This is a genomic window from Microbacterium sp. (assembly GCF_031180975.1).
Classification (GTDB): domain Bacteria; phylum Actinomycetota; class Actinomycetes; order Actinomycetales; family Microbacteriaceae; genus Microbacterium.
Window position 1 is genome coordinate 20,767 of record NZ_JAPSLI010000006.1, and the last position, 25,434, is coordinate 46,200.

General features: G+C 69.5%; 25 protein-coding genes. 13 read left to right on the forward strand and 12 right to left on the reverse strand.

Translation table 11 applies throughout. The features are described from left to right. Nucleotides 1–168 precede the first annotated feature (168 nt). The gene (locus RIF65_RS09620; RefSeq protein WP_309066227.1) at nucleotides 169–1,662 is read left to right on the forward strand and encodes an APC family permease; all 1,494 of its coding nucleotides are present in this window, start codon (nucleotides 169–171) and stop codon (nucleotides 1,660–1,662) included. Nucleotides 1,663–1,691: 29 nt separating this feature from the next. Continuing rightward, the gene (locus tag RIF65_RS09625; RefSeq protein WP_309066226.1) at nucleotides 1,692–3,194 is read left to right on the forward strand and encodes a GMC family oxidoreductase; all 1,503 of its coding nucleotides are present in this window, start codon (nucleotides 1,692–1,694) and stop codon (nucleotides 3,192–3,194) included. Nucleotides 3,195–3,375: 181 nt separating this feature from the next. Here RIF65_RS09625 and RIF65_RS09630 read toward each other — a convergent pair whose 3' ends face one another. Then, nucleotides 3,376–4,398 (reverse strand): EamA family transporter, encoded by a 1,023-nt coding sequence (locus tag RIF65_RS09630; RefSeq protein ID WP_309066225.1) that lies wholly within the window; start codon nucleotides 4,396–4,398, stop codon nucleotides 3,376–3,378. Nucleotides 4,399–4,437: 39 nt separating this feature from the next. Here RIF65_RS09630 and RIF65_RS09635 point away from each other — a divergent pair, with 39 nt between their 5' ends. After that, a complete protein-coding gene (locus tag RIF65_RS09635) occupies nucleotides 4,438–4,977 on the forward strand; it encodes a CGNR zinc finger domain-containing protein (RefSeq protein WP_309066224.1) in 540 nt (179 codons plus the stop codon). Between the two features lie 199 nt (nucleotides 4,978–5,176). On the opposite strand, the gene RIF65_RS09640 is transcribed toward RIF65_RS09635, so the two are convergent. Together RIF65_RS09640 and RIF65_RS09645 are read right to left on the reverse strand one after the other, a co-directional pair. Beyond that, nucleotides 5,177–5,539: a VOC family protein gene (locus tag RIF65_RS09640; protein WP_309066223.1), complete on the reverse strand. Its 363-nt coding sequence runs from the start codon at nucleotides 5,537–5,539 to the stop codon at nucleotides 5,177–5,179. Nucleotides 5,540–5,736: 197 nt separating this feature from the next. After that, nucleotides 5,737–6,354, reverse strand: a complete 618-nt coding sequence (locus tag RIF65_RS09645) for a glucose-6-phosphate isomerase family protein (RefSeq protein WP_309066222.1) — start codon at nucleotides 6,352–6,354, stop codon at nucleotides 5,737–5,739. 75 nt (nucleotides 6,355–6,429) lie between these two features. Between RIF65_RS09645 and xylB the strand changes: the two genes are divergently transcribed. The 5 genes from xylB to RIF65_RS09670 all read left to right on the forward strand — a co-directional run bounded on the left by xylB (nucleotide 6,430) and on the right by RIF65_RS09670 (nucleotide 11,111). Next, on the forward strand, nucleotides 6,430–7,920 hold the full coding sequence (xylB, locus tag RIF65_RS09650) for a xylulokinase (RefSeq protein WP_309066221.1): 1,491 nt from the start codon (nucleotides 6,430–6,432) through the stop codon (nucleotides 7,918–7,920). Then, nucleotides 7,920–8,870: an NAD(P)-dependent oxidoreductase gene (locus RIF65_RS09655; protein ID WP_309066220.1), complete on the forward strand. Its 951-nt coding sequence runs from the start codon at nucleotides 7,920–7,922 to the stop codon at nucleotides 8,868–8,870. The genes xylB and RIF65_RS09655 overlap by 1 nt, the downstream gene beginning before the upstream one ends. Nucleotides 8,871–8,886: 16 nt before the next feature. Beyond that, nucleotides 8,887–9,849: a shikimate dehydrogenase family protein gene (locus RIF65_RS09660; RefSeq protein WP_309066219.1), complete on the forward strand. Its 963-nt coding sequence runs from the start codon at nucleotides 8,887–8,889 to the stop codon at nucleotides 9,847–9,849. Then, nucleotides 9,849–10,805 (forward strand): phosphotriesterase family protein, encoded by a 957-nt coding sequence (locus RIF65_RS09665; protein WP_309066218.1) that lies wholly within the window; start codon nucleotides 9,849–9,851, stop codon nucleotides 10,803–10,805. The genes RIF65_RS09660 and RIF65_RS09665 overlap by 1 nt, the downstream gene beginning before the upstream one ends. Before the next feature lie 102 nt (nucleotides 10,806–10,907). After that, complete coding sequence (locus tag RIF65_RS09670) at nucleotides 10,908–11,111, forward strand: putative quinol monooxygenase (protein WP_309066217.1); 204 nt, start codon at nucleotides 10,908–10,910, stop codon at nucleotides 11,109–11,111. A gap of 178 nt (nucleotides 11,112–11,289) precedes the next feature. Here the strand turns inward: RIF65_RS09670 and RIF65_RS09675 are convergent, their stop codons facing one another. The 4 genes from RIF65_RS09675 to RIF65_RS09690 all read right to left on the reverse strand — a co-directional run bounded on the left by RIF65_RS09675 (nucleotide 11,290) and on the right by RIF65_RS09690 (nucleotide 16,031). Continuing rightward, a complete protein-coding gene (locus tag RIF65_RS09675; protein WP_309066216.1) occupies nucleotides 11,290–12,297 on the reverse strand; it encodes an ABC transporter substrate-binding protein in 1,008 nt (335 codons plus the stop codon). A 140-nt stretch (nucleotides 12,298–12,437) separates the two neighbouring features. After that, entirely contained in the window at nucleotides 12,438–13,469 is a 1,032-nt protein-coding gene (locus tag RIF65_RS09680) for an ABC transporter permease (protein ID WP_309066215.1), read from the reverse strand. Then, nucleotides 13,466–14,971: a sugar ABC transporter ATP-binding protein gene (locus tag RIF65_RS09685; RefSeq protein WP_309066214.1), complete on the reverse strand. Its 1,506-nt coding sequence runs from the start codon at nucleotides 14,969–14,971 to the stop codon at nucleotides 13,466–13,468. The genes RIF65_RS09680 and RIF65_RS09685 overlap by 4 nt, the downstream gene beginning before the upstream one ends. Before the next feature lie 190 nt (nucleotides 14,972–15,161). After that, on the reverse strand, nucleotides 15,162–16,031 hold the full coding sequence (locus tag RIF65_RS09690; RefSeq protein ID WP_309066213.1) for a sugar phosphate isomerase/epimerase family protein: 870 nt from the start codon (nucleotides 16,029–16,031) through the stop codon (nucleotides 15,162–15,164). Nucleotides 16,032–16,154: 123 nt separating this feature from the next. Here RIF65_RS09690 and RIF65_RS09695 point away from each other — a divergent pair, with 123 nt between their 5' ends. Next, a complete protein-coding gene (locus tag RIF65_RS09695; RefSeq protein WP_309066212.1) occupies nucleotides 16,155–17,156 on the forward strand; it encodes a LacI family DNA-binding transcriptional regulator in 1,002 nt (333 codons plus the stop codon). Between the two features lie 19 nt (nucleotides 17,157–17,175). On the opposite strand, the gene RIF65_RS09700 is transcribed toward RIF65_RS09695, so the two are convergent. The 3 genes from RIF65_RS09700 to RIF65_RS09710 are packed head-to-tail and all read right to left on the reverse strand — an operon-like array spanning nucleotide 17,176 to nucleotide 19,864. Continuing rightward, nucleotides 17,176–17,595 carry an RbsD/FucU family protein gene (locus RIF65_RS09700; protein ID WP_309066211.1) on the reverse strand — a complete coding sequence of 140 codons (420 nt, stop codon included), beginning with the start codon at nucleotides 17,593–17,595 and terminating at the stop codon, nucleotides 17,176–17,178. Nucleotides 17,596–17,622: 27 nt separating this feature from the next. Then, nucleotides 17,623–18,588, reverse strand: a complete 966-nt coding sequence (locus RIF65_RS09705) for an aldo/keto reductase (protein WP_309066210.1) — start codon at nucleotides 18,586–18,588, stop codon at nucleotides 17,623–17,625. After that, complete coding sequence (locus RIF65_RS09710) at nucleotides 18,575–19,864, reverse strand: L-fuconate dehydratase (RefSeq protein ID WP_309066209.1); 1,290 nt, start codon at nucleotides 19,862–19,864, stop codon at nucleotides 18,575–18,577. The genes RIF65_RS09705 and RIF65_RS09710 overlap by 14 nt, the downstream gene beginning before the upstream one ends. Nucleotides 19,865–19,988: 124 nt before the next feature. Here RIF65_RS09710 and RIF65_RS09715 point away from each other — a divergent pair, with 124 nt between their 5' ends. The 3 genes from RIF65_RS09715 to RIF65_RS09725 all read left to right on the forward strand — a co-directional run bounded on the left by RIF65_RS09715 (nucleotide 19,989) and on the right by RIF65_RS09725 (nucleotide 22,880). Further along, nucleotides 19,989–20,849 (forward strand): fumarylacetoacetate hydrolase family protein, encoded by an 861-nt coding sequence (locus RIF65_RS09715; RefSeq protein ID WP_309066208.1) that lies wholly within the window; start codon nucleotides 19,989–19,991, stop codon nucleotides 20,847–20,849. Next, on the forward strand, nucleotides 20,846–21,631 hold the full coding sequence (locus RIF65_RS09720; protein ID WP_309066207.1) for an SDR family NAD(P)-dependent oxidoreductase: 786 nt from the start codon (nucleotides 20,846–20,848) through the stop codon (nucleotides 21,629–21,631). Before RIF65_RS09715 ends, RIF65_RS09720 begins: the two co-directional genes overlap by 4 nt. A 265-nt stretch (nucleotides 21,632–21,896) precedes the next feature. Further along, nucleotides 21,897–22,880, forward strand: coding sequence for a hypothetical protein (locus RIF65_RS09725; protein ID WP_309066206.1), 984 nt, complete (start codon nucleotides 21,897–21,899; stop codon nucleotides 22,878–22,880). Nucleotides 22,881–23,083: 203 nt separating this feature from the next. On the opposite strand, the gene RIF65_RS09730 is transcribed toward RIF65_RS09725, so the two are convergent. Further along, a complete protein-coding gene (locus RIF65_RS09730) occupies nucleotides 23,084–23,947 on the reverse strand; it encodes an amidohydrolase family protein (RefSeq protein WP_309066205.1) in 864 nt (287 codons plus the stop codon). A gap of 47 nt (nucleotides 23,948–23,994) precedes the next feature. Here RIF65_RS09730 and RIF65_RS09735 point away from each other — a divergent pair, with 47 nt between their 5' ends. After that, nucleotides 23,995–24,675, forward strand: coding sequence for a FadR/GntR family transcriptional regulator (locus RIF65_RS09735; protein ID WP_309066204.1), 681 nt, complete (start codon nucleotides 23,995–23,997; stop codon nucleotides 24,673–24,675). Nucleotides 24,676–24,704: 29 nt separating this feature from the next. On the opposite strand, the gene RIF65_RS09740 is transcribed toward RIF65_RS09735, so the two are convergent. Further along, nucleotides 24,705–25,361 carry a transaldolase family protein gene (locus RIF65_RS09740; RefSeq protein WP_309066203.1) on the reverse strand — a complete coding sequence of 219 codons (657 nt, stop codon included), beginning with the start codon at nucleotides 25,359–25,361 and terminating at the stop codon, nucleotides 24,705–24,707. Between the last annotated feature and the right edge of the window lie 73 nt (nucleotides 25,362–25,434).

Sequence of the window (25,434 nt, forward strand, 5' to 3'; positions counted from 1 at the left end):
GTGGAAGATTTCCTATACAGACGCTTCTACGACGTGAGGACACCAATGGAACGGGGCTGAGCCTTCCCCATACGCTCGCACTGCAACGGCGCAGCTGTTCGTACGCATCCCGATGTCAGCAGAGGCACACGAGGCACAGCGGCCGGTCCCCTCGATAGGAGCGACACCATGAACACACCCGACACCACCGCCGGCCCCATCGACCTCTCCGCTTCGCCTGCCACGAACGCCGTCGTCACGACGGACACCGGACGACAACTGGTCGGGCGCCTGCACACCCACGACCTGGTCCTGGCAGCGCTCGCGCTCGCTGGCCCTCTCGCGGCGACCACCGGTTACACGGCCCTTCTTCTCGGATTCGGCAGTGGACTCGGCACCTCGTGGACGTTCCTCGTCGTGATGGTGGTGCTGCTCTTCTTCGCGATGGCCTATGGCGCGATGACGCGCAGCGTCGACCGGCCCGGCGCGTTCTACTCGTACATCACGGCCGGGCTGGGCAAGCATGTCGGGCTGGGTTCCAGCTTTCTCATCCTCGCCTCGTACATCACCATCGGCGTCGGCTTCTACGGTTTCGCGGGACTCTCGCTGGCCGAGTACGTGGTCCGGCTGGGTGGACCGGAACTGCCGTGGTGGCTCTTCTCGCTCGCGTACTGGGTCGTCGTCGGCACGCTCGCGTACTTCCGCGTCGACCTGTCCGCCAAGGTTCTCGGCGTGCTCCTTCTGCTGGAGGTGGTCGTCGTCACGATCTTCGACATCGTCTCGATCGCCGGCGGCACTCGGGACCACGGTCTGGCGCTGGCACCGCTGAACCCTGGCACATTCTTCGACGGCAACGTCGGGTTCGCACTCGCCTTTGCGGTCGCGCTCTTCACCGGCTTCGAGGCGACCGCGATCTACCGGGAGGAGACGGTCCGGCCGAACAAGACCATCCCGCGCGCCGCCATCTTCGTCGTGCTCATCATCGGCCTGTTCTACGCGTTCACGGCGTGGGCGTTCATCAACGGTCTCGGCGAGGAGAACGCTGTGGCGCTGTCCGCGGAGAGCCCGGCCGGCGTGTTCTTCGTCGTTGCGACGCAGTACGGCGGTCCGATCCTGTCCGACATCGCGTCGGTCCTTCTCATCACCAGCGTCTTCGCCGCCCACCTCGCGATCCAGAACGTGTCGACCCGTTACGTGTATTCGCTCGGCGTCGACGGCATCCTCCCCCGTGCGCTGGGCGTTCCGCACCCTCGCCACGGGTCCCCCGCACGGGCGTCTGTGACCGTCAGCCTCACCTACTTGATCTTCACCGGTGCGCTGATCCTGTTCGGCCTCACCGCGCTCGAGATCTACGCCTGGTTCGCCGGGCTCGCGTCATTCACGCTGATCCTCGCGATGGTGCTGGTAAGCCTGAGCGCGATCGTCTATTACGCGTTCAGCGGCCGTGGCAGGACCGAGCCGCAGAGCTTCAGCACCCGCATCGCTCCGACCCTCGCGTTCCTGGGCCTCGGCACCATCGCGGTGCTCGTGCAGCTCAACTTCGGCGCGATCACCGGCGGCTCCCCGCTGCTGAACATCGTGATGATCGTGTGCTCCTACGTCACCTTCGCCGTCGGGATCATCGTCGCCGAGGTGCTGCGCCGACGCGCACCCCACGTCTTCAACCGAATCGGGCGTCAGTGACGCGCCAGGGCCCAGTGAGAGGAAATCCCTTGTCCAAGACGGAGTACGACTTCATCATCGTCGGAGGCGGAAGCGCCGGTGCCACGCTGGCTCGCAAGCTCGCGGACAGCACCCCCGCCTCCATCCTCCTCATCGAGGGAGGCCCCGCCTACGAGGACGACCCCAAGGTGATGTATTTGAAGGAGTCGCTGGGGCTGGTCGGCGACCCGACGTACGACTACGACTATCCCCTCGTCCCGCAGGAGCGCGGCAACTCGCTGCTGCGGATCAGCCGGGCGAAGATGCTGGGCGGCTGCAGCGCGCACAACGACGCGTGGGCGCTGCGCGCACCCGACGCAGACATGGACCGGTGGGAGGCCGCGGGCGCGGACGGCTGGAACGCGGCGACGACGGGACCCTACTTCGAGCAGGTGCTGACGGACATGAAGGTCCACCCGGTCACCCGGACCGCGGAGCTGTCCCAGGCCTGGATCGCCGCGGCCGCCGAACGAGGGTGGCCGGAGATCGACAACACTCGGGGTGAGTACGGGCAGGGCATCTCGTGGGTGTCCCTGAACGAGCACGAGGGACTGCGCTATTCGACCGCGATGGCCTACCTGTTCCCGCTGTCGGACCTGGCGCCGAACCTCACGGTGCAGCTGGAAACACTCGTGAGCCGTGTGCTGTTCGACGGCACCCGCGCGATCGGTGTGGAGACCGATCGCGGTTCGTTCTACGCGTCCAAGGAGATCATCCTCAGCGCCGGCTCGATCGACACACCGAAGATCCTGATGCTCTCGGGAGTGGGGCCGGCCGACCACCTGGCCGAGGTGGGCATCGACGTGCTCATCGACTCTCCAGGCGTCGGATCGAATCTCCAGGACCACATCGAGACGCCGGTGACATGGGAGGCGACCCGCCCGGCGGGCGAGAGCATCAACGGCCTCGACCTCGGCATGTACGCGTCGCTCGGGCGCAGCGACGAGGACTTCGACACCCAGATCACGATCGGGCATTTCAACTACTGGCTCGAGACGGAGCCGTTCGACGAGCTCGAGCACACCGAGCTCGCCTTCACCTTCGCCCCCAACGTCGCCCGGCCGTCGTCGCGAGGCGTCGTGCGCCTCGCATCCTCGGACTGGCGGGACAAGCCGCTGGTCGACCCCCGGTACTTCACTGATGAGGCGAACGAGGACGAGGCGAAGCTCATCGCCGGAATCAAGCTGGCACGCGAGTTCGCTCAGACCGAGGCGCTCCGCGGGTGGATCGTCCGCGAGATCGCTCCTGGCCCGAGTGTTCAGACCGACGAAGAGCTGGGTGCGTACGCACGGCGCTACTCGAACACCGTCTACCACCCCATGTGCACGGCGAAGATGGGGAGTGACGACGACCCCATGGCCGTCGTTGATGGTCGCCTGCGAGTGCGAGGAACTGAGGGTCTTCGCGTCGTCGACGGTTCGGTGATGCCCGAAATCGTGCGGGTGAACCCGAACATCACCATCGTGATGATCGGCGCCCGCGCAGCCGACCTGATCGCGGAGGATCACGCGTAAACAAGAACGCGAAAGTGCTCCCGGCGCGGTGAGAGCTGCGCTGGGAGCGAGCGTACGTCGCCTGGTAGAGCGGCGAGATCGCCGTGTGGGATACAGGTGCGCCTGAGCACGAAGGATGCCGCAGGCCCGTGGAACGGCATCCGTTGCGACCCGAACGAGCCGCCGGACGCGGGGTCCGGCCTCAGGCCGAGCGCCCCGCGGGGACGGCATCCGGCTCAGAATCGGGCTCGCTCTGCGGAACGGCCTCCGGACCGGCATCCGCCACCGACGGCTCTCCCAGCTTGACGAGGATGACCCCGCCGAGCACCAGCGCTCCGCCGAACGCCTGCGCCGGCCCTGGGATCTGGCCGAGCATCAGTGCGCCGAACACCATCGCGGCGACCACCTCGCAGAGCGCGACGAACGACGCCAAGCGCGAGCCGAGCATGCGGGTCGATGCGATTCCGAGACTGTAGGCAATCGCCGTGGAGACGACGCCCACCGCCAGGGCGGGGACGTACCAGGGCACGGTGACGAAGCGGAAGTCGACGTCGGCGGTCGTCCACTCGAACGGCAGCGCGCCGGTCGCCGAGGCGATCGTAAGACCGACGGCTCCGATCAGGAGACCCAGCCCCGCGAGGGCGATGGGCGGCAGCCCGGTGTCCCCGCGGCCGGACAGCACGAAGTACGTCGCCGCTCCGATCATGGCGCCCAGCGCGAACAGGATCCCGCCCACGTGCACCTGCGCACCAGTGAGCACGTCGAGCATGAGGACGAGCCCCGCGAAGGCGAGCAGAGCACCGAGGATGCTGCGTCGGGTGGGCCTCTCGCCCCGTCGCAGCCACAGCCAGAGGATCACAGCGATAGGCGCGGTGTACTCGATGAGCAACGCGATGCCGACGTCCATCACCGCGACCGCCTGGAAGTAGCAGAGCTGTGCGGCGGTGACGGCGAGCAGGCCGTACAGCAGGATCATCCCGGCGTTGTGGCGGACACTCGTCCACCTGCCGCGCAACGCCACGAGCGTCGGGATGAGCAGCACGAGAGCGGCGACCCACATCCGCACCGTCACGGCCGCGCCGGGCGACCAGCCGGCGTCGATGAGGCCACGCGCGAAGACGCCGGACGTGCCGAACGTCAGGGCGGCCCCGACTGCTACCAGCAACCCCGCGTTCACGCCGCGACGGGGGGCGCCTCGACGGATGTCATCGACAACAGTGCTCATGACATGTGACGCTACTCCCGCACGGTGTAAGATGTCAACGTGATCTTCACCGATGACACCGAGGATGCGCTGCGGGCGGCGGTCTGGCTGGTCAACTCCGCGGAGGACCCGGACACGCTGACCACCGTCGCCGACGAGGAGGTGCTGCTCGCGGAGTACCCCTACACCGGCCGTATCGACCGTGATGCGGCGGAGCTCGCCTCCCTCCGCGATCTGCGCGCACGGCTGCGGACCATGCTCCTTGCGCCGCGCGACGAGATGGCCGAGCACGTCAACGCGGCGCTCGCCGACTCGTCACTGTCCCCCCAGCTGCGCCGCCACGACGGCCTGGACTGGCACCTGCACGCCGTCGCCGACGACCGCCCCCTCGCAGAGCGGGTGCTGATCGAGACCGCGATGGCCCTCATCGACGTCATCCGCGCCGACGAGGGTGGCCGGATCAGCGTCTGCGCGGATGCCGGATGCCAGGCGCTCGCGCTCGATCTGTCCCGCAACCGGTCGAAGCGCTACTGCTCCACCACGTGCGCGAACCGCAACGCGGTCGCCGCGTACCGCGCCCGGCGTGGCGGCGGGCGCTGAGCCGGACGGCATCCGCACAGCATCCGCGCGGTCGCAGATTCGGTTGCCGAATCTGCCGCTCCGCGACCCAGCCCACCGCTCAGGTCGCAGAAACTGCCGCTTCAGGATCGGCCCGGCCACTCAGGTCGCGGAAAACGCCGCTGCACGCGAGCCAGAGCGGCAGATTTCGCGACCCGAACGAGCCCGGAGCATCCGCGGATCAGCCGCCGACGACGCCCTCGAACAGACCGATATGGTTGCCGTCGGGGTCGACGATCACGGCCCAGGCGCTGGTGTCCGTGATCGGCTGCTTCGCCATGGCGACGCTCCCGCCCGACGCCTCGGCCGCGGCGATCGTGTCGTCGATCGAGTCCACCTCGACATATGAGCGCGGCTGCGTGAAACCCTCGTCGCGGGGCGCGAGCCCGCCACCGGAGACGCCGTTCGGCGCCTGCCACATCGGGTAGCCCTCGAACCCGGGCATCTCGGCGATGTTCCACCCGAACAGGCCCGAGTAGAAGGCGGACGCCTTCGCCAGATCGCTCACCGGGATGTCGATGTGCGTGATGTCACCGTGTGCCATGTCCTGCTCCTCCCGGCCGCCGCCGTCGGCTGCCGCGGTCAGTCTGCTCCTCGATGGGGGCGACGACAAGAGGGATGCCGGAAGGCGCGTTTCGTCTCGCTCCGCCTGCGGCGGCGCTCGCTCAACGACCGGGAAGAGGGGCTCCGGGAAGTGGGCGCTCGCTCAACGGCCGGGGAACGGGAAGCGGGCGCGCTCGCTCAACGACCGGAAGGCGCAGCGCGGTACCCCCGGTGATCCGGGTTCGGCGCCAGCGCCCAGCCGTCGCCGTCGGCGACGACGAGGTTCTTCATGCCCCCGGCATCCGAGATCACGGCGTAGTCCTGACCGGCGTCCGCGTCGTAGCAGAACAGCGTGACGAACGGCTCGTCGCCCACGTTCACGCTGCGGTGGATCCAGTGCCCCGGCACGTTCACGGCCTTCCCCGGCGTGAGCTCGATCGCCGACGACTGGCCGTCCAGGGTCTCCAGCAGCATGACGCCGTGACCGCTCAGGCAGTGGTAGAGCTCCGCCCGATCCGCGATCGCGTGCAGGTGCCCGCGGGTCACCGCGAACTCGTCGCCGATCCGGCCGGGCAGCAGGGTGCTCGTCCCGACGATGAGCGCCCCAGGGCCCTCCTGGTAGCGGTGGTCGTCCACCCAGTACACGAGTTCGTCCGCGCCGCGGTCCTCGACCGCCGCCTCCCAGGCCGCCGCGTCGCGGTACACCCCGGCCATGTCACCGAGGAACTTCTCGTAGCGCCGGCTGCGCCCCTCGATCCCGCCCTGCGCCGAGATCTCCAGAACGACCGGCGTGTCGACGGCCTGCTGCGTGCTCAAATCAACCTCCTGGGAACTTGTAATTACAGGTATACTCCGAAACACCCGAAACCGCGACCCGGATTGGCACGAACTGTGATCATCGCGCACGACCTCGGCACGACCGGCAACAAGGCGTCTCTGCACGACGACGACGGCCACCTGCTGGCATCCGTCACGGTCCCATATCCGGCGCGGTTCGCCGACGGCGGTGTCGCCGAGCAGAACCCGCAGGACTGGTGGGGTGCCGTGGTCGCCGCCACCCGTGACCTCGTCGCGCGCACCGCCACGGACCCGGCCACGGTGACCGGTCTGGTCGTGAGCGGCCAGATGATGGGCGCGGTGCTGCTGGATGCCGACGGGCAGCCCGTCCGGCCCGCGATCATCTGGGCCGACACCCGCTCCGGCGCGCAGCAGCGCGAGCTCGAACAGGCGCTGGGCGCCGAGCACGCCTACCGGGTGCTCGGGCACCGGCTGAACCCCACCTACTCGGTCGAGAAGATCATGTGGGTGCGCGACAACGAACCGGAGGTGTGGACGCGCGTGCGCCGCGTCTGCGTCGCGAAGGACTTCATCGTGCTCCGCCTCACCGGACGCCTCGCCACCGACCGCTCCGACGCCTCCGGCACCAACGCGTACGACCAGCAGGCCGGCACGTGGTCGCCCGAGGTGCTCGAGGCCGCCCGTCTCGACCCCGCACTGTTCCCCGAGATCCTCGAGTCGACCGCGATCGCCGGCACGCTGACGGATGCCGCCGCCGAGGCCCTCGGCCTGCCGGCATCCGTCCCGGTGGTGATGGGCGGGGGCGACGGCCCGCTCGCCGCTGTCGGCTCCGGCGTCGTCGCCCCGGAGGACGGCGCGTACGTCTGCCTCGGCACGAGCTCGTGGATCTCGTTCGCCGCCGACTCACCGCTGCACGACCCGGGGATGCGGACGTTCACGTTCAACAACGTGGTGCCGGGGTCGTTCGTCCCGACCGCGACCATGCAGGCGGGCGGCGCGTCGGTGCAGTGGATCGCCGAAGCGCTCTCCCCCGACCCGTCCCGCCCGGAGACCGGGCGGCTCACCGCCGAGGCCGCGGACGACGTCGACACCGAGGACCTGTACTTCCTGCCCTACCTGCTCGGCGAGCGCGCCCCGCTGTGGGACCCGGACGCCCGCGGCGCCTTCGTCGGCATCGGCCGACACCACACCCGCGCCCACCTGGTCCGCGCGGTGCTGGAGGGCACCGCGTTCAACCTGCTCACCTGCATCCAGGCGTTCCGCGAGTCCGGCGCCGTCATCGACCGCATCGACGCGGTCGGCGGCGGGGCGCAGAGCGACGCCTACCTGTCTGTGCTCGCCGACGTGTGGGGCGTGCCGGTGCGCCGCCGCACCGTCGTCGAGGAGGCCAACAGCCTCGGCGCCGCCGTCACCGGCGCGGTCGGACTGGGGCTGGCGGACTTCTCCGCCGCCCGCGCGCTCAGCGAGGTGACCGCCGAGTTCCTCCCGGATGCCGGCCGCCACGCGGTCTACGCCGAGCGGCACGCCCGGTTCACCGACGCCTACACGGCCCTGAGGCCGTGGTTCGCGGGGAGGCCGCACTGATGGGCACGATCCTCGTCACCAGCCGCTCCTTCTCGGACGGCGACCTCGACCTCGTCGCCCGCGCCACCGCCGCCGGGCACCGCATCATGCGCGGGCCGGCGCACCACGACCTCGGCGAGCTGCGCGCCCTGCTGCATGGCACGGATGCCTGGATCGCCGGCACCGGGCCGATCACCGACGCGCACCTCGCGGCCGCCCCGAAGCTGAAGATCATCGCCCGCTACGGGGTGGGCACCGAGTCCGTCGACCTCGCGGCCGCCGCCGCACGCGGCATCCCGGTGACCAACACTCCCGGCGCCAACGCGGATGCCGTCGCCGACCACGCCGTCGGACTCACGCTCGCGGCGCTGCGGTTCATCACCGACGGCGACCGCCGCGTGCGCGACGGCGACTGGGCCGTGCGCCGCGGACGCGAGCTCGGCGCCGCCACCGTCGGCATCGTCGGCTTCGGGCGCATCGGTCAAGGGGTCGCGCGGCGGTTGAGCGGCTTCGGTGCCCGCATCCTCGCCGCCGACCCGTATCTGCCCGACGAGGCCGTGCGCGCCGCCGGTGCCGAGCCGACCGACCTCGACGAGCTGTTCCGCACCGCCGACGTCATCACCCTGCACGCACCCGGTGGGCAGCGCCTCGTCGACGCCGACCGCGTCTCCGGCATCCGCTCCGGCACGGTGCTGGTGAACACCGCCCGCGCCGACCTGATCGACGAGCTCGAGGTGGCCGGGGCGCTGCGCGACGGCATCCTGTCGGCGTACGCGGCCGACACCCTCGAGGGTGACACGGCGGCGTCCGCCAGCCCCCTGCTGGCCGCCGACCTCGCGGACCGGGTGATCGTCACCCCGCACCTGGGTGCGCAGACCACGCAGGCTGTCGACAACATGGGCCGGATGTCGCTCGACGACGTCATCGCCGTGCTCGGCGGAAACGAGCCCGCCCACCCCGTCATCCGCTGATGCCGCAAGGAGAGTCATGACCACCACCCCCGCCGCCTCCGAGTCGCCCGCCGACGCCTCGCCGGCCGCCGATTACATGGGCTTCGTGGGCGTCACCACGGCCTCGTCGTCGATCATGAAGGTCTTCCCGCTGTGGGCCGACATCCTCGGCCTGCCCACACGCACCCTGATCGGGCACGACCTGCCCATGGACGCCGACCCCGCTCGGTACCGGGCGATGGTCGAGCAGATCCGCGACGACCCGCACCACCGCGGCGCACTGGTCACCACGCACAAGATGAACGTGTACGCGGCGGCATCCGACCTGTTCGACGAGCTCGACCCGTTCGCGGTGTCGTGCTCGGAGATCTCCAGCATCTCCAAGCGCGGCTCGCAGCTGATCGGCCGCGCCAAGGACCCGATCACGGTCGACCTGGCACTGAACGACTTCCTGCCCGTCGACCACTTCGCGGCCACCGGTGCGGAGGTGGTGATCCTCGGTGCGGGCGGATCGGGCACCGCGCTGAGCTGGGCGCTGGCCGAGCGCGCCGACGCCCCCGCCCGCGTCACCGTGACCGCCCGCACCCAGGACAAGCTCGACCACCTGCGCGAGGTGCACCGCCAGCACGGCACTGACGAAGGCCTGATCCGGTACGTCGTCACCGAGACGCCGGAGCAGGCGGATGCCGTCGTCGCGGCCGCCCCGGCCGGATCGGTGATCGCGAACGCGACGGGTCTCGGCAAGGACCGGCCCGGCTCGCCGCTCACCGACGCGGTGGTCTTCCCCGAACGCGCCTGGGCGTGGGAGTTCAACTACCGGGGGTCGCTGGAGTTCCTGCACCAGGCCGTCGCGCAGCAGGACGCCAGGAACCTGCAGATCGTCGACGGTTGGCGCTACTTCATCCACGGCTGGTCGCAGGTCGTCGCCGACGTGTTCGAGCTGACGCTCACCCCGTCCGTCGTCGAGGAACTCGCCGCCGCCGCGGAGTCGGTGCGTTGATGAGCGCGGTTCGCACCGTCCTCGGCGACATCGACCCGGCGCAGCTGGGCCGCGTGAACTACCACGAGCACCTGTTCCAGATCTCGCCGCTGCTCGCCGGTGACGAGCTGAACGACGAGCGGGCATCCGGCGAGGAGGCCGCGCTGCTCAAGGCGAGCGGTTTCGACACGATGGTCGACGCCACCCCGCTCGGCCTCGGCCGAGACCCGGAGGCCGTGGCGAGGATCAGTGCTGCCACCGGTCTCGCCGTCGTCGCCACCACCGGGCGGCACCGCGAGGCGCACTACGCCGCGGACCACCGCACCCGATCCTGGGACGCCGCCGAGCTCGCCGAGCTGTTCATCTCCGACGTGGAGGGCGGGATGCCGGCATCCGACGACACGCCGGAGGGGCCGCGGGCGCTCGCCCCCGACGGGTCGCCTGTGCGCGCCGGGATGCTGAAGGGCGGCGTCGACTACTGGCGGATCAGCCCGTTCGAGCGGACCACGCTGGTCGCCCTCGCCGCCGCGCACCGGGCGACGGGCGCACCGATCATGGTGCACCTGGAGTTCTGCACGGCCGCGCACGAGGTGCTGGATCTGCTCGCCGCCGAAGGCGTGGCATCCGATCGCGTCGTGCTGGCGCACGCCGATCGCGACCCGGATGCCGGGCTGCACGCCTCCCTCGCCGAACGCGGCGCGTACCTCGGCTACGACGGGTTCGCGCGGCAGCGCACCCGGTCGGATGCCGAGTTGCTCGCCCTCACCGCCGCGGTCGTCGAAGCGGGAGCCGCCGAGCGCATCGTGCTCGGCGGCGACGTCGCCCGGCGCACCCGCTACATCGCCTACGGCGGGATGCCGGGCCTCGGCTACCTCGGCGAGCGCTACCTGCCGCGGTTGCGTGCGCTGATCGGCGACGACGCCGTCGACCGGATGCTGGTCGACAATCCCGCGCGCCTGCTCACCCTCTCGGATTAGGAGCCCCGATGCCACAGCCGACCATCCTGCACGCCACGTTCACCGCTCGCCCTGGCGAGGCAGATCGCGTCGCCCCCCCTGCTGCGCGATTTCGCGGATGCCGTGCGCGCCGAGCCCGGCTGCGTCGTCTTCGACGCCACGCGCCTGGTCGAGGACGACCACCGGTTCTTCGTGTACGAGGTGTACGTCGATGAGGCCGCGTTCCAGGCGCACCTCGCCAACCCGGCGGGCGGTCCGTTCAACGCGGCCCTGCAGCAGCTGATCGTCGAGCCCGCCTCGCAGCTGACGTTCCTCAGGCGGATCTGAGGCCAGGTTCCGTTCCGGTCGCAGAAACCGCCGGAATCCCAGCATCCCGGCATCCTACGGTCTCAAAACCTGCCGGAATCCCGGCGGGAAAGCGGCCCTTTCCGCGACCTGAGCGCCGGCCGCAGACGGAAAGGGCCCCTCGCCCGAAGGTGAGGGGCCCCGACCGCTGGAAAGCGGGTCACTGGTAGAGGACCTCGGCGATCTCCGGGTCGTCGATGTTGTTCTTGTCGTACCAGTACGAACCGGTGTCGTAGAACTCCTCGACCTCTTCACCGTTGGCGGCGTCGTAGGCGGCCTGCACGACCTGCTCGCCGATGCCGATCGGGTCCTGGGTGATCGCGCCGGCCATGGTGCCGTCCTTGATCGCGTTGATCTGCGCAGCGCCCGAGTCGAAGCCGATGATGGTCAGCTTGCCCTTCTCGAGGCCGAGCTCGTTCACGGCGTTGACGACACCGATGGCCGAGCCCTCGTTGGTGCCGTAGATGCCCTTGAGGTTCGGGTGGGCGGCGATCATCGCCTTGGCGATGTCCGCGGACTTCAGGTGGTCGCCGTCACCGTACTGGATGTCGACGATCTCGATGTCCGGGAAGTCGGCCTCCATCTTCTCGACGAAGCCGTCGCGGCGCTCGACACCGGTCGAGTTGATCTGCGAGTGGCCGACGATCGCGATCTCGCCCTTGCCGCCGATCAGCTCGGCCATGTGCTCTGCGGCGAGCGCGCCGGCCTTCTTGCTGTCGGTGGCGGCCAGGCTCAGTCCGACGTCGCCGTTGCACGGGGCGTCGAAGTACACCACGGGGATGTCCTGCGACTTCGCGCGCTCCAGCGGCGCCACGCACGCCTCGGGGTCGAGGGCCGCGTACGCGATGGCGTCCGGGTTCTTGTCGATCGCCGCGGTGAGCATGTCGAGCTGCTGGGTGACCTCGGTCTCGGCGGCGGGGCCCTCGAACGTGATCCTCACGCCCAGCTCCTCGGCCTTCTGCTCGGCGCCCTTCTTGACCGCCTGCCAGAACTGGTGCTGGAAGCCCTTCGAGACCATGGCGATGTACATCTCGCCGTCGCCCGAGCCGCCGCCGTCTCCGCCTGCGCCGCCGCCCTCTTCGATGACACCACCGCCGCCACAGCCCGCGAGGGCGAGTGCGGAGGCTGCGACCAGCGCCGCGAATGCGGTCTTCCTGCCGAATTTCATGAGAACTCCATTGATCTGTGTGTCCGGCTCCGCAGCCGGGTGGGGGACATTCCGGTGTGTGCCAGTGCGGATCGCTCCGCGGTTTCGGCCAGGGCCGATCGGATGGCGTCAGGCACGGGTGTTCGGCGCCATCCGAACCCTCAGGTGCGCTGCCTGTTGCGCAGCGAGTCGAAGAATACGGCGAGCAGCACGACGATGCCGACCACGATGTTCTGCCACTCGGTCTGGATCGACATGATCCGCAGGCCGTTCACCAGCACGCTCATGATCAGCGCGCCGATGACGGTGCCGAGGATCGATCCGCGGCCCCCCAGCAGCGAGGTGCCGCCGATGATGACCGCGGCGATCGCCTGCAGCTCGTAGCCCATGCCGATCTGCGGCTGAGCCGAGTCGAGCCGGGAGGCGATCACCACACCGGCGATGCCGGTGAAGGCGCCCGCGAACATGTAGATGAGGATCGTCCAGCGGCGGGTGTTGACGCCCGACAGCCGCGCGGCCTCCTCGTTCGACCCGATCGCGTAGGTGTAGCGGCCCAGGAGCGTCTTGTTCAGCACGACGTACCCGAGGATCGCCAGCACGGCCGTGATGAGGACGGCGTTCGGGATGCCGGGGATGATGACGCCCAGTGCGATGCGCTTGAAGTCCGGAGCGGACGTGGAGAAGTAGATCGGCGCGACGCCCGAGATCACCAGCGCCAGACCACCCGCGATCATCATCATCGCCAGGGTGGCGATGAACGGGGGCAGCCGCAGGAACGTGATGTTCACGCCGTTGACGAGCCCCATCAGCACACCGGTCAGGATGCCGCCGATCACGCCCACGACGATGGGCAGGCCCATATTCGTGATGAACACACCCGTCATCACCGCGCACAGCGCCATGCCGGTGCCGATGGACAGGTCGATGCCGCCGGTGATGATCACGAAGGTCGTGCCGAGGGCGAGGATGCCGATCACCGCGGTGGACAGCAGCACCGAGGCGATGTTGCTGAACGTGAAGAAGCTGGGGCTGGCGATCGAGAAGAAGATCACCAGCACGACGAGGGTGCCGAACGCCAGCGACTGCTGCAGCTGGCGCTTCAGGAACCCCGCGACGTCGCGCTTGTCGGTGTTCTCGTTGACGGCCTGCTGGATGACGGTCGTCGTCGAGCCGGAATTCTGTGGGGTGCTCATTCTTCTTCCTCCCCGTGGGCTGCGAGGTGCATGATCTTCTCCTGGCTGGCTTCCTCGTTGCGGAGGGTCCCCGTGATCCGGCCGTTCGCGAACACCGCGATGCGGTTCGCGACGCGGAGGATCTCCGGCAGCTCCGACGAGATGACGATGATGGATTTGCCGGATGCCGCGAGCTGCTGCATCAGGCGGTAGATCTCCTCCTTGGCCCCGACGTCGATCCCTCGGGTGGGCTCGTCGAAGATGAGGACATCGCAGTCGCGCATCAGCCACCGGGCGATGACGACTTTCTGCTGGTTCCCTCCGGACAGCAGCTTCACGGTCTGGTTGACCGACGGGGTCTTCACCCGCAGCTGCTGCACGTAGTCCTTGGTCTGGTTCTTCGCCTTGCGGTCGCCCATCCAGCCGAGCGCGCCGGCGTAGGAGTCCAGCGAGGCGAGCACCGTGTTGAACGTGACGTCCTGCTCGAGCATGAGGCCGAGCGATTTGCGGTCCTCCGACAGGTATCCGACGCCGTGCTTGACGGCATCCGCCGGCTGGCCGATCCTGACCTCCTGTCCGCCGATGAGGATCCGCCCGGCGTCGCGCCGGTCGGCGCCGATGATCGCACGCGCGGTCTCGGTGCGCCCCGCCCCCATCAGGCCCGCGAAGCCGAGGATCTCGCCGCGATGCAGCTGGAAGGAGACGTCCTTCAGCAGCGCCTTGGTCGACAGCCCCTGCACCTCGAGCACGACCGGGTCGTGCTGATGCTCGCGGGCCGTGGGCCGCGCGCCCTCGTCGATCACCCGGCCGACCATCATCTCGATGATCTTCGGGATGCTGATCTCGGACTTCTCCAGTGAGCCGATGTACGACCCGTCGCGCAGCACGCTGACCCGGTCGGCGAGCCGGCGCAGCTCGTCCATGCGGTGCGAGATGTAGACGATGCCGGTGCCGCGGGCCTTGAGCTGCTCGATCAGCCGGAACAGGGTCTCCACCTCGGCGTCGGTCAGTGCAGAGGTGGGCTCGTCCATGATGAGCACCTTCGCGTTGAACGACAGCGCCTTGGCGATCTCGACCATCTGCTGCTCGGCGACCGTGAGCTCACCGACCTGCTGCCGCGGGTCGAGGGCGATGCCCAGGCGGTCGAGCAGCTCGGCGGTCTGCCGGTTCAACTTGCGCTCGGACACGAACGGCCCGTTCTTCGGTTCGCGTCCGACGTAGATGTTCTGCGCGACCGTGAGGTCGGGCATGAGGTTGAGCTCCTGGTGAATGATCGTGATACCCAGCTGCTGAGCCTGCAGCGGGCTGGTGAGTTCGACCGGCTCCCCCTCGAACCAGATCGTGCCCTCATCGCGGGTGTAGATCCCGGACAGGATCTTCATCAGCGTCGACTTGCCGGCACCGTTCTCTCCGACGAGCACGAGCACCTCACCGGAGCGCACCTCGAGGTGCACGTCCTTGAGCGCCTGCACGCCGGGGAACCCCTTGCTGATGCCTTCCACCCGGAGGATGGGTTCGCTCATGGTCGCACCTGCTCCCTTGAAGGTCGTTCTGCGTCGGACGCCACGGGCGTGGAATCCATTTCAAACATCGGATCAATATTGCGCCCGCATCGCCGTCGACGCAAGTTGTATCTAAATGTATCTAAGCTGACGGCGTCGGGGAAGGCCTGTAATAACATCTTGGTCACAGCTCTGCTCGCGGCCGCTCGCCTCAGTGCAGCCGGATCGAGTTCACGGCCACGAGCTTGTCGCGGATGAAGCGGTTCGCGTGCGCGCCGAGCTCGTCGTTGTCGGTCCACAGGTTGCGCCAGATGCCCAGCATCCGGCTGAGGTCGGGCGCGACGACGGCCGACGAGAACGACTCGAAGACGATCGGGCCGTCGTAGCCGATCCGCCCGAGCGCCTTGAAGAACGTGTCGAAGTCGACCGACCCGGTGCCCAGGTAGCCGCGATGACTCTCGCCGATGTGCACATAGCGCAGGCGCGGTTCGGCATCGAGCACGGGCCCGATCATGTCGGACTCCTCGATGTTCATGTGGTACGTGTCCAGGTGCACACCGAGGTTGGGCCGGTCGACCTCGGAGAGGTACGCCATCGCCTGACGTGCCGTGTTCAGCACGTTCGTCTCGTAGCGGTTGACCACCTCGACGGAGACCTGCACGCCGCGCTCGGCGGCGTGATCGGCCACCCGGCCGATGACGCGTCGGCTGCTCTCCAGGCCCGCCCGCGTCACCGGCTCCATGTACTTCTTCATGGCGGAGTAGATCACGCCGCAGAAGTGGGTGCCGCCCATGTCTGCGAGCACGTCGACGGCTCGGATCAGCAGTGCCTCGCCGGCCCCGACCACCGACGGGTCGGCGCTGGTGATGTCGGTCGCCTCCGACAGGCCGAGGGAGGCGCTGACGGCGAGGCCGCTCGCTTCGAGAGCGCGGACGGCCGCCTGCGTGTCGAAGGAGAACGGGTCCATGAGGGGGAACTCGATGAGATCGAAGCCGGCCGCAGCGGTCTTGTCGACCGCGAGGCCGATCCCGTCGGCGTCGAACCGGCCCGTCCATACCAGACCGTGGCATCCGATGTTCATGTGAGCTCCTTCGCTGCCGTCCGCACCGCACTTGGCACGTTCCAATTCGGTGTGTCGACGACATTACGCACCGCACTTGCAACGTGTCAATCCCTCGCTATGGTTGACCTGGGAGGTGGCGTCATGCCGGCCAGCGTCAAAGACGTCGCGGCGATCGCGGGAGTATCCGCGTCGACGGTGTCGAACTACCTCAATCACCCCCAGTTGCTGAGTGCTCGGACCAAGGAGAGGGTGAGCGCGGCGATCGAGAAGCTCGGCTACGTGCCGAACGAGTCGGCGCGGCAGCTTCGAGCCGGTTCGGGCAAGGCGATCGCGCTGATCCTGTTGGACGCCTGGCTGCCGTTCTTCAACGAGTTGTCCCGTGGCGTCGAGGAGGTCACGCGCGCCGGCGGGTGGTCGCCGTTCTTCAGCAACAGCAATCGTGACCGCGTGCAGGAGCTGCGCAACATCGAGATGTTCGAAGCGCACCGCGCGCGCGGCATCATCATCTATCCGCTCGGCGACGTGGTGCCTGCACTCGAACGGCTGGCCGTGCGCGGCATCCGCTCCGTCGTGATCGGGCCGTCGCAGCCGTCACCCGCCGTCGGGTTCGTGCGCTTCGACGACGTCGGCGGAGGACGGCTGGCCGGCGAGCATCTGGCGTCGCTGGGCCGGAGGCGGATCGCATTCCTCGGCCACCCGGAGCGCGTCAGCGAGTCCGCCGACCGCCTCGCCGGATTCACGGATGCCGTCGGTGAGCGCGCACAGGTCCGCACGGTCATCACCCCGGACCTGACCATCGATGCCGGGATGGCCGCCGCGGAGGAGTTGCTGCGCCTGCCCGTCGAGGACCGCCCCGACGCTCTGTTCGCTACCAACGACATGCTCGCGATCGGCGCGCTCACCGTGCTGCTGCGCGCCGGGTTGTCCGTTCCCGGAGACGTGGCGATCGTGGGCTTCGACGACGTCGATCAGGCCCGCCAGGCGATCGTGCCGCTCACGACGATCCGGCAGCCCGCGTACGAGATCGGCCGCGCGGCGGCATCCGCTCTGCTCCGGCAGCTCGAGGAGCCCACCGCCCCCGCGCCGGAGGTGACCCCGTTCCCGGCGGAGCTGATCGTGCGCGAGTCCACCGTCGGGCGGTGAGGCGACCGGCCGGGCGCGATCAGGCCGACGGATGCCCGACGACGCCCTTGCGCAGCAGCGCGTTGCCGTACTTGCGGGTCTCCCCCGTGCGCACCATGAGGTACGCGCCGCGGGCGACGTCGTAGTAAGCGAACCGCTCGACGAACCGGGTGGTGGTCTCGTCGGTGCCCGCCGCGGTCATCAGCTCGCGCTGTACGTCGAGCACGGTGGCATCCGCCGACTCCATCAGATCCATGCCGGGCGCGTCGTCCAGCGGCAGCACGGTGCGGATCGCGGCGACCACCTCGGGCGTCGTCGTGCCAGGCAGGTCGACGACCCGATCTCCGAGCCCCCACGCGGGGAAGTGCGCATCGGCGACGACGACCGCGTCGGAGTGACCCATCCGGTCGAGGTGCAGCAGCAGCTCACCGGTCAGCAGCGGGTTGATGCCTTCAAGCACGGTGTCTCCTTCGTTCTTCCGGCTGTGTCAGGCCGGGATGAGCCGCTCGGCTTCGAGTTCCTGCCACAGCGCGTCGGGGATGGGCAGCGCGGCGTATTCGGTGTTCTGGCGCAGCTGCGCGGGGCGGCTGCCGCCCACGACGACCGAGCGCACCGACGCGGCACGCAGCGGGAACTGGATCGCGGCAGCGGGCAGGGGCACGCCGTGGTTCCGGCAGACGTCCGCGATGCGCACCAGCCGGTCCCACAGCTCGTCGGGTAGCCGGCCGTACTCGTACCGGCCGTCCCGGCGCGGCTCGCTCTGCGCGAGCAGGCCCGAGTTGAACACCGACGCCGCAACGATCCCGGTCCCGCGCTCGTCGCACGCGGGCAGCACCTCGGCCGCGGCCGGCTGCTCGAGCAGCGTGTAACGGCCGGCCACCATGATGATGTCGAGATCGGCCTCCCGGACAGCGCGCGCGATGGCATCCGACACCATCGAGCCGATCCCGATCGCGGCGACCGTCCCCTCGTCGCGCACCGCCTCGAGGGCGGGGAACGCCTCGGCGAGCGCGAGGTCGAGGTCGTGCCGCTCGGGGTCGTGCAGGTAGAGCAGGTCGATGCGCTCGATGCCGAGGCGCTCCTGCGACTCGGCGATGCTGGCGCGGATGCCGGCTGCGGAGAAGTCCCACACGCGCTGCAGGTCGTCGGGAACGTGGAAGTCGTTCGCGGTGTCCAGGCCGCCAGGCTGGTGGTCCGGGTTGGGGCGCAGCAGGCGCCCGACCTTGGTGGACAGCACGAACTCGTCGCGCGGCTTGGTCTGCAGAAAGGTGCCCAGGCGTCGCTCGGACAGCCCCAGCCCGTAATGCGGTGCGGTGTCGTAGTAGCGGATGCCGGAATCCCAGGCCGCCTCGAGCACCGCCCACGCCTCGTCGTCGGTGAGCGGACGGAACAGGTTGCCGACGTTCGCGGCACCGTAGCCGAGGGTCGGGAGCGTCAGGTCAGTCGGTGACATGCTGTCCGGTCCAGGTGTAGCGGGCGATGCTGTCGGCCTTCATCTCCATTCCGGCGCCGGGTGCCGTGGGCGCCATGTAGGAGCCGCCGCGGATGTCGGTGGGCACAACGAAGTGCTCGTGCAGATGGTCGACGTATTCGATGAGCCGCCCGTCGCGGGTGCCGCTGACCGCGACGAAGTCGAACATCGACAGGTGCTGCACGGCTTCACACAGGCCGACGCCGCCGGCATGAGGGCAGACCGGCACGCCGAACTTCGCAGCGAGCAACAGGTTGGCGATGTTCTCGTTCACGCCCGCCACCCGCACAGCGTCGATCTGCATCACGCTGATCGCGTCGGCCTGCAGCAGCTGCTTGAAGATCATCCGGTTCTGGGCGTGCTCGCCGGTTGCGACGCGGATCGGCGCGACGCCGCGCGCGATCTCGGCGTGACCGAGGATGTCGTCGGGGCTGGTCGGCTCCTCGATCCAGGCTGGTTCGAACTCGGCGAGCGCGTTCACCCACTCGATCGCCTCGTCGACCTCCCAGCGCTGGTTGGCGTCGATCGCGATCGGGAAGTCCGGCCCGCACACCTCGCGCGCCTTGCGGAAGCGGCGGATGTCGTCCTCGAGGTCCGCGCCGACCTTGAGCTTGATCTGCGTGAAGCCGTCGGCCATGGCCTCGCGGGCGAGCCGCTCCAGCTTCTCGTCGGAGTAGCCCAGCCACCCGGGGCTGGTGGTGTAACCGGGGTAGCCGGTGGCGAGCAGCTGCTGTTCGCGTTCCGCGCGGCCGGGTTCGGCGGCGCGGAGGATCTCGAGTGCGTCCTCGCGGGTCAGGGCGTTCGTGAGGTAGCGGAAGTCGACCAGGTCGACGATCTCCTCCGGCGTCATCCGCGCGAGCAGCTGCCACAGCGGCAGACCGGCCCGCTTGGCCTTGATGTCCCACAGCGCGTTGATCACGGCGCCGATGGCCATGTGCATGACGCCCTTCTCGGGGCCGAGCCAGCGCAGCTGTGAATCGCCGATGAGCTCTCGGAAGGTGCCGCCCATGTCGTCGAGCAGCGGCTCGAGTTCCCGCCCCACGAGATGGCCGGCGAGGGCGTCGATGGCGGCGACCTGCACGTCGTTGCCGCGGCCGATCGTGAACACGAAGGCGTGCCCCGCGTCCCCCGCGTCGGTGCGGACGATCACGTAGGCGGCCGAGTAGTCGGGATCGGGGTTCATGGCATCCGAACCGTCCAGGCTCAGCGACGTGGGAAAGCGGATGTCGCTGGTGTCCAGCGCGACGATACGGCTCACGGGGCTCCTTCGGTGTCTCGCCGCTGTACCGCGGTCGAACCACTTGGAGTGTAAACATCCGATGTCTATACTGTCAACGGCACGTGCGGTCGTCGCACGCCGCCGGCAGAGGTGAGGAGAGCCCATGAAGTTCGCGCGACTTGGAGAGCCGGGTGCCGAGGTGCCGGTCGTCATCGACGGCGACCGAACGTACGATCTGCGGCCCGTCACATCCGACGTGAACGGCGACTTCCTCGCCGACGATCCGGTCGGGCGCACGCAGGCGGCTCTCGACGCGGGAACCCTCACCGAGCTGCCGGATGCCGCGGAGCGGCGCATCGGGGCACCGATCGCGCGCCCGAGCGCGGTGGTGTGCGTGGGCCAGAACTACGCGGCGCACGCCAGGGAGTCGGGCTCCGAACCGCCGACCGTGCCGATCATCTTCCTGAAGACACCCAACACGGTGGTCGGGCCGAACGACGCCGTCACGATCCCGCGCGGCAGCGAGAAGACCGACTGGGAGGTCGAGCTGGGCGTCGTCATCGGCTCGCGCACCGCATACCTCGACTCGCCCGAGGAGGCCGCCGCGCACATCGCCGGCTACGTGGTCGCGAACGACGTCTCCGAGCGGGCGTTCCAGATGGAGGTGTCGGGCGGGCAGTGGTCGAAGGGCAAGATCGCAGCGGGCTTCAACCCCACGGGGCCCTGGCTGGTCACCGCCGACGAGGTCGACCCCTCGGGACTCCGGCTGCGCAGCTGGGTGAACGGCGAACCGCGGCAGGACTCGAACACGAGCGACATGATCTTCGACGTGCCGACGATCGTGCACCACCTGTCGCAGTACATGACCCTCGAGCCGGGCGACCTCATCCTGACGGGCACGCCGCAGGGCGTGGCGTTCGGCGGCAGGTTCCCATACCTGAAGGCGGGCGACGTCGTGGAGATCGAGATCGAGGGCCTCGGCCGGCAACGGCAGGAGTTCGCGGCGTGGGAGGCACAGCGATGAGCGGTTCGCCGGTCGTTGAGCGAGCGAAGCGAGACGAAACGCTTTCGGGTCTGGTCGCCATCGTCACCGGCGGTGCGTCCGGCATCGGCGCGGCGATCGCCCGCCGCCTGCACGACGAGGGCGCGCAGATCGCCGTGCTCGACCGTGACATCTCCGGGGCCGACGACCGCTTCGCAGCCTTCACCGCCGATGTCTCCGACCGCGATTCGGTGAACGCGGCCGTGGCGGCCGTGGCGGAGCGTTTCGGCCGCATCGACATCGTGATCAACAACGCCGGCATCGGCGCGCAGGGCGACATCACCGCGAACGACGACGACGAGTGGGCGCGAGTGCTCTCGATCAACGTGACCGGCATCGCGCGGGTGACGGGGGCGGCGCTGCCGTGGCTGCGCAAGTCACCGGCCGCGGCGGTGTGCAACACGGCATCCATCGCATCGACCACCGGCTTGCCGCAGCGCGCGCTGTACTCGGCGTCGAAGGGGGCCGTGTCCGCGCTGACCCGCGCGATGGCGGCCGATCATCTGCGGGAGGGGATCCGCGTGAACGCGGTGAACCCGGGCACCGCCGACACCCCGTGGGTGGGGCGGCTGCTCGATTCTGCCGACGACCCCGCGGCCGAGCGCGCCGCGCTCGAAGCTCGCCAGCCGCATGGGCGGCTCGTCTCCCCCGACGAGGTCGCCGGCGCTGTGCTGTACCTGGTCAGCCCAGCATCCGGTTCGACCACCGGCACGTTCATCGAGGTCGACGGCGGCATGGCGCAACTGCGCCTGCGGGCGGAGTGACCCAGCGCACTCGTCCGCGTCCCGGTCCTCCACCGCCAAGTCGCAGAATCTGTCGCTCCGCGCGCGCGAAACCGGCATCCATCGCGACCCGAACGCGCGACGCGACGCACCCCGACGCCCAGGTCGCAAAAACTGTCGCACCGCACGCCCGAAACCGGCATCCGTTGCGACCTGAATGGGCGCGCCTTCGTGATGCCACTCGGGCGTGGCCGGTGCCTGTGGATAACCCACCCGCGCGCTCGGTCGATCGTGCCACCGTATCGCGATGAGAACTCCGCACCCGTTGCCGAAGGAACTCGGCTGGCGCTTCTCGGTGCAGCAGGCCAGGGACGCAGGGGTGAGCGCGGGCCGGCTGCGTCGCGCGGACCTGGATCGGCCGTTCCACGGCATCCGCGCCCTGCGGCATCCGCTCGACTTGCCCGAGATGGACCCGTACGAGCGGCAGGCAGCCGAGCACCGGGTGAGCGCGCGGCAGTACGCGCCCCGCCTTCGCCCCCGTCAGTTCCTCAGCCATGAGACCGCCGTCGCACTCCTCGGCGGGCCGAGTCCACTGGCCGTTGCGCGACCCGCATTCGACGGGCCGCCGGTTCCGTTGGATGGGCGCAGCCTACCCGTCCATGTGAGCACCCTCGGCGATGGCCCGCTCGTTCGCGCGGCCGGGGTCCGCGGCCATCGTGCCGACCCGAAGACGACTCGGATCGCTCGGGCAGACGGCGTGCCGATCGCCCACCCGACGACGATCTGGTGCCAACTCGGCAGCTGGCCTCTGCTCGACCTCGTCGCGCTCGGCGACTTCTTCTGCCGCGTCTGGCGCGAAGGGCCGGGTCGCCCGGTCGGGAAACAGCCGTTGACTACCGTCGACGAGCTCGCGGCGGCGCTGGCGGCCGGTCGGCGGCCCGGCATCCGACGTCTGCGGCAGGCTCTCGAGTTCGTACGCGAGGACTCCTGGTCACCCCGGGAATCAAAGCTGCGCTGCCACCTCGTCCTCGCCGGTCTGCCCGAGCCCACCCTTAACCACGACGTGTACGACGACAAGGGTCGCTTCCTGGGGTGTGTCGACCTCGCCTATCCCGAACGCAAGATCGCCATCGAGTACCACGGCACGCTGCATCACTCCCGGTATGCCGAGGACGTCGAGCGCATCGCCGCCCTCCGGGCGGCCGGCTGGATAGTGATCGAGGTCACCAGCGCTCTCTTCGCCCGACCGGATGCCGTGGTGGCGAGGGTCCGCGCCGCGCTCGGTCTCTGAGTCGGCGAATCGCGGTGAAGGCTGCCCCCTTCAGATCGCAGAAAACGCCGCTTCGCGCGCCGCTTACCGGCATCCGCTGCGACCTGAGCGCGCGAAACCACCCCCAGCCCTCTGGGTCGCAGAAAACGCCGCTCTGCGCGCGGGATTCCGGCATCCGTTGCGACCTGAACGCGCGAGGGCAGCCCCCGAGCGCACGATCCTCGTCACGGGATGCCGTAGAACCGCGCCCCGTTCCCCCAGAACAGCCCGTCCATGTCGACACCGCGCGAGACCGCCCAGTCCGCGACCGTGCGGAACCAGCGGTCGCGGGCACCGGGCAGCGAAGCCGCGGCGTCGACGGCCGAGACCGGCCAGTCGCTTCCCCACATCAACCGGTCGGCGCCGAACGAGTCGAGCGCGGCGTCCAGGAAGGGCGCGACCTGGGCATCCGTCCAGACTCCGCCGCTCTCGGCGGGCAGCCCAGACACCTTGCAGAACACCTGTGGACTCGCCGCGAGCTCCCGCAGGTCGCCCAGCCATGCCGCCGATGGCTCCACCGGTGCGTCCACGCTGCCGATCACCGGCTTGCCGAGGTGATCGAGGACGATCCGCAGCTCCGGCACCGCCGCCGCGAGCGCGGTGACGTCGGCGATCTGATGCTGGCGCACGCACGCATCGAACGTCCACCCCCGATCGGCGACCGAGCGCGCCCCGGCGACGAACTCCGCCGATCGCGCCAGGCCGTCCCGCTCGCCCTGCAGCAGATGCCGAACGCCCACCACCCGCGCAGACCCGGCGAGCTCGTTCAGCTCCGCCTCAGTGACGGCGCCCTGGTCGAGGCGCGCGCCGGCGACGATCGCGACGACGCCAACGGCATCCGCGATCGATTCCACCCAGCGCACCTCCGCGACGTGCTGCTCCGCGACGGTCCCGGCCTGCACGAAGACCGCCGTCTCCTGCTCCGGCCCGTGCAGCCGCTCGTCGCCCAGCTCCTCCGCCGCGAAACGCCGCTCCAACGGGCCGCTCAGCCAGTCGTAGCGCAGAGCCTCGGGGTTCCACAGGTGCAGGTGGCTGTCCAGAACGCGCATGTCGACCATCCTGCCGGAAACATCCGATCAATGGCTAGGATGCCGGTATGGCAGTGACCGACGAGGCGATCGAGAAGATCAAGGCGATGATCGTGTCGGGTGAGCTCGGGCCGGGCGATCGGCTCCCGCCCGAGAAGGAGCTCGCCGAACGCCTCGGCCTGTCGCGCAGTTCGATGCGCGAGGCCGTGAAGGCGCTCGAGGTCATCCGCGTGCTCGACGTGCGCCGCGGCGACGGCACCTACGTCACGAGCCTCGAACCGCACCTGCTGCTCGAGGCGATCAGCTTCGTCATCGACATGCACGACGACGACTCGCTGCTGGAACTGTTCGCCGTTCGGCGGATGCTGGAATCCCAGGCGACCGGCCTGGCGGCGAGCAACGCCACCGCCGAAGCCGCCGAGGCTCTGCAGGCCGAGATCGCCGCGGTCGACCCGGCGACCGTGAGCATCGACGACCTGGTGGCCCACGACATCCGCTTCCACCGCGACATCGTGCGGATGACGGGCAACGGCTACCTCGCGAGCCTCATCGAGAGCCTGAGCAGCCAGACCATCCGGGCGCGCGTCTGGCGCGGACTCACCGAGTCCGGAGCCGTCGAGCGCACGCTGTCCGAGCACCGTGCGATCGCCGAGGCCATCGCCCAGCACGACTCCGCGCTGGCGACCTCCCTGGCCACCGCGCACATCGCCGGCGTGGAGCGGTGGCTGCGCCAGGCGGCATCCGCCTGACCGCTGACCCGCTGGGTGCGACGCGGGTGTCAGCCCCCGAGCCGCGCCATGGCCGCGTCGAACTCGGCGGCCGAGCTGTCGCTCACGTCGTGGAACAGCAGCTGCTCGATCACATCCGGAGCGGCGGTGAAGTACGGCACCCCCGCCTCGCGCAAGCCCACGATGTCTTCCGGCGAGCGCAGGCTCGCGGCGAGCACGTCGGTCGCAGAGCCCTCACACGCGGCCTGCATCCGTGCGATCAGCGCGTCGCCGTCGACTCCGGCATCCCGCAGCCTGCCGAGGTACGGGGCGATGTACTGCACGCCGATGCTTGCGCAGGCCAGCGCCTGCCCGACCGAGTACACCGCGGTGACGAGCACGCTGGCTCCGTCGCGCACCAGAGCGGATGCCGCGGCGAACCCGTCCGCGGTGGCGGGGACCTTTACGGCCACGCGGTCGCCGAGCGCGAGGATCCCCTCGGCGTTGCGCAGGAACGACGCGGTGTCGCCGCCCCAGGTCTGGAAGAACACCTCGCGGGCGCCCTGACCGACCCAGCGCTCGTAGAGGGCAGGGATGTCCTCGGCCGTGCGGCCGCTGCGCTCGAGAATCGTGGGATTCGTCGTCACGCCGTGCACGACGCCCGCCCCCAGCAGACGACCCACCCGGTCGACGTCGGCGCTGTCCACGTAAAGGCGGGGAGCGGTCATGACGAGTCCTCTCAGAACCTGTCGTTACAGGTAGGGTCCTCCATAATGTAATGACAGCATCCACCGCACGTCA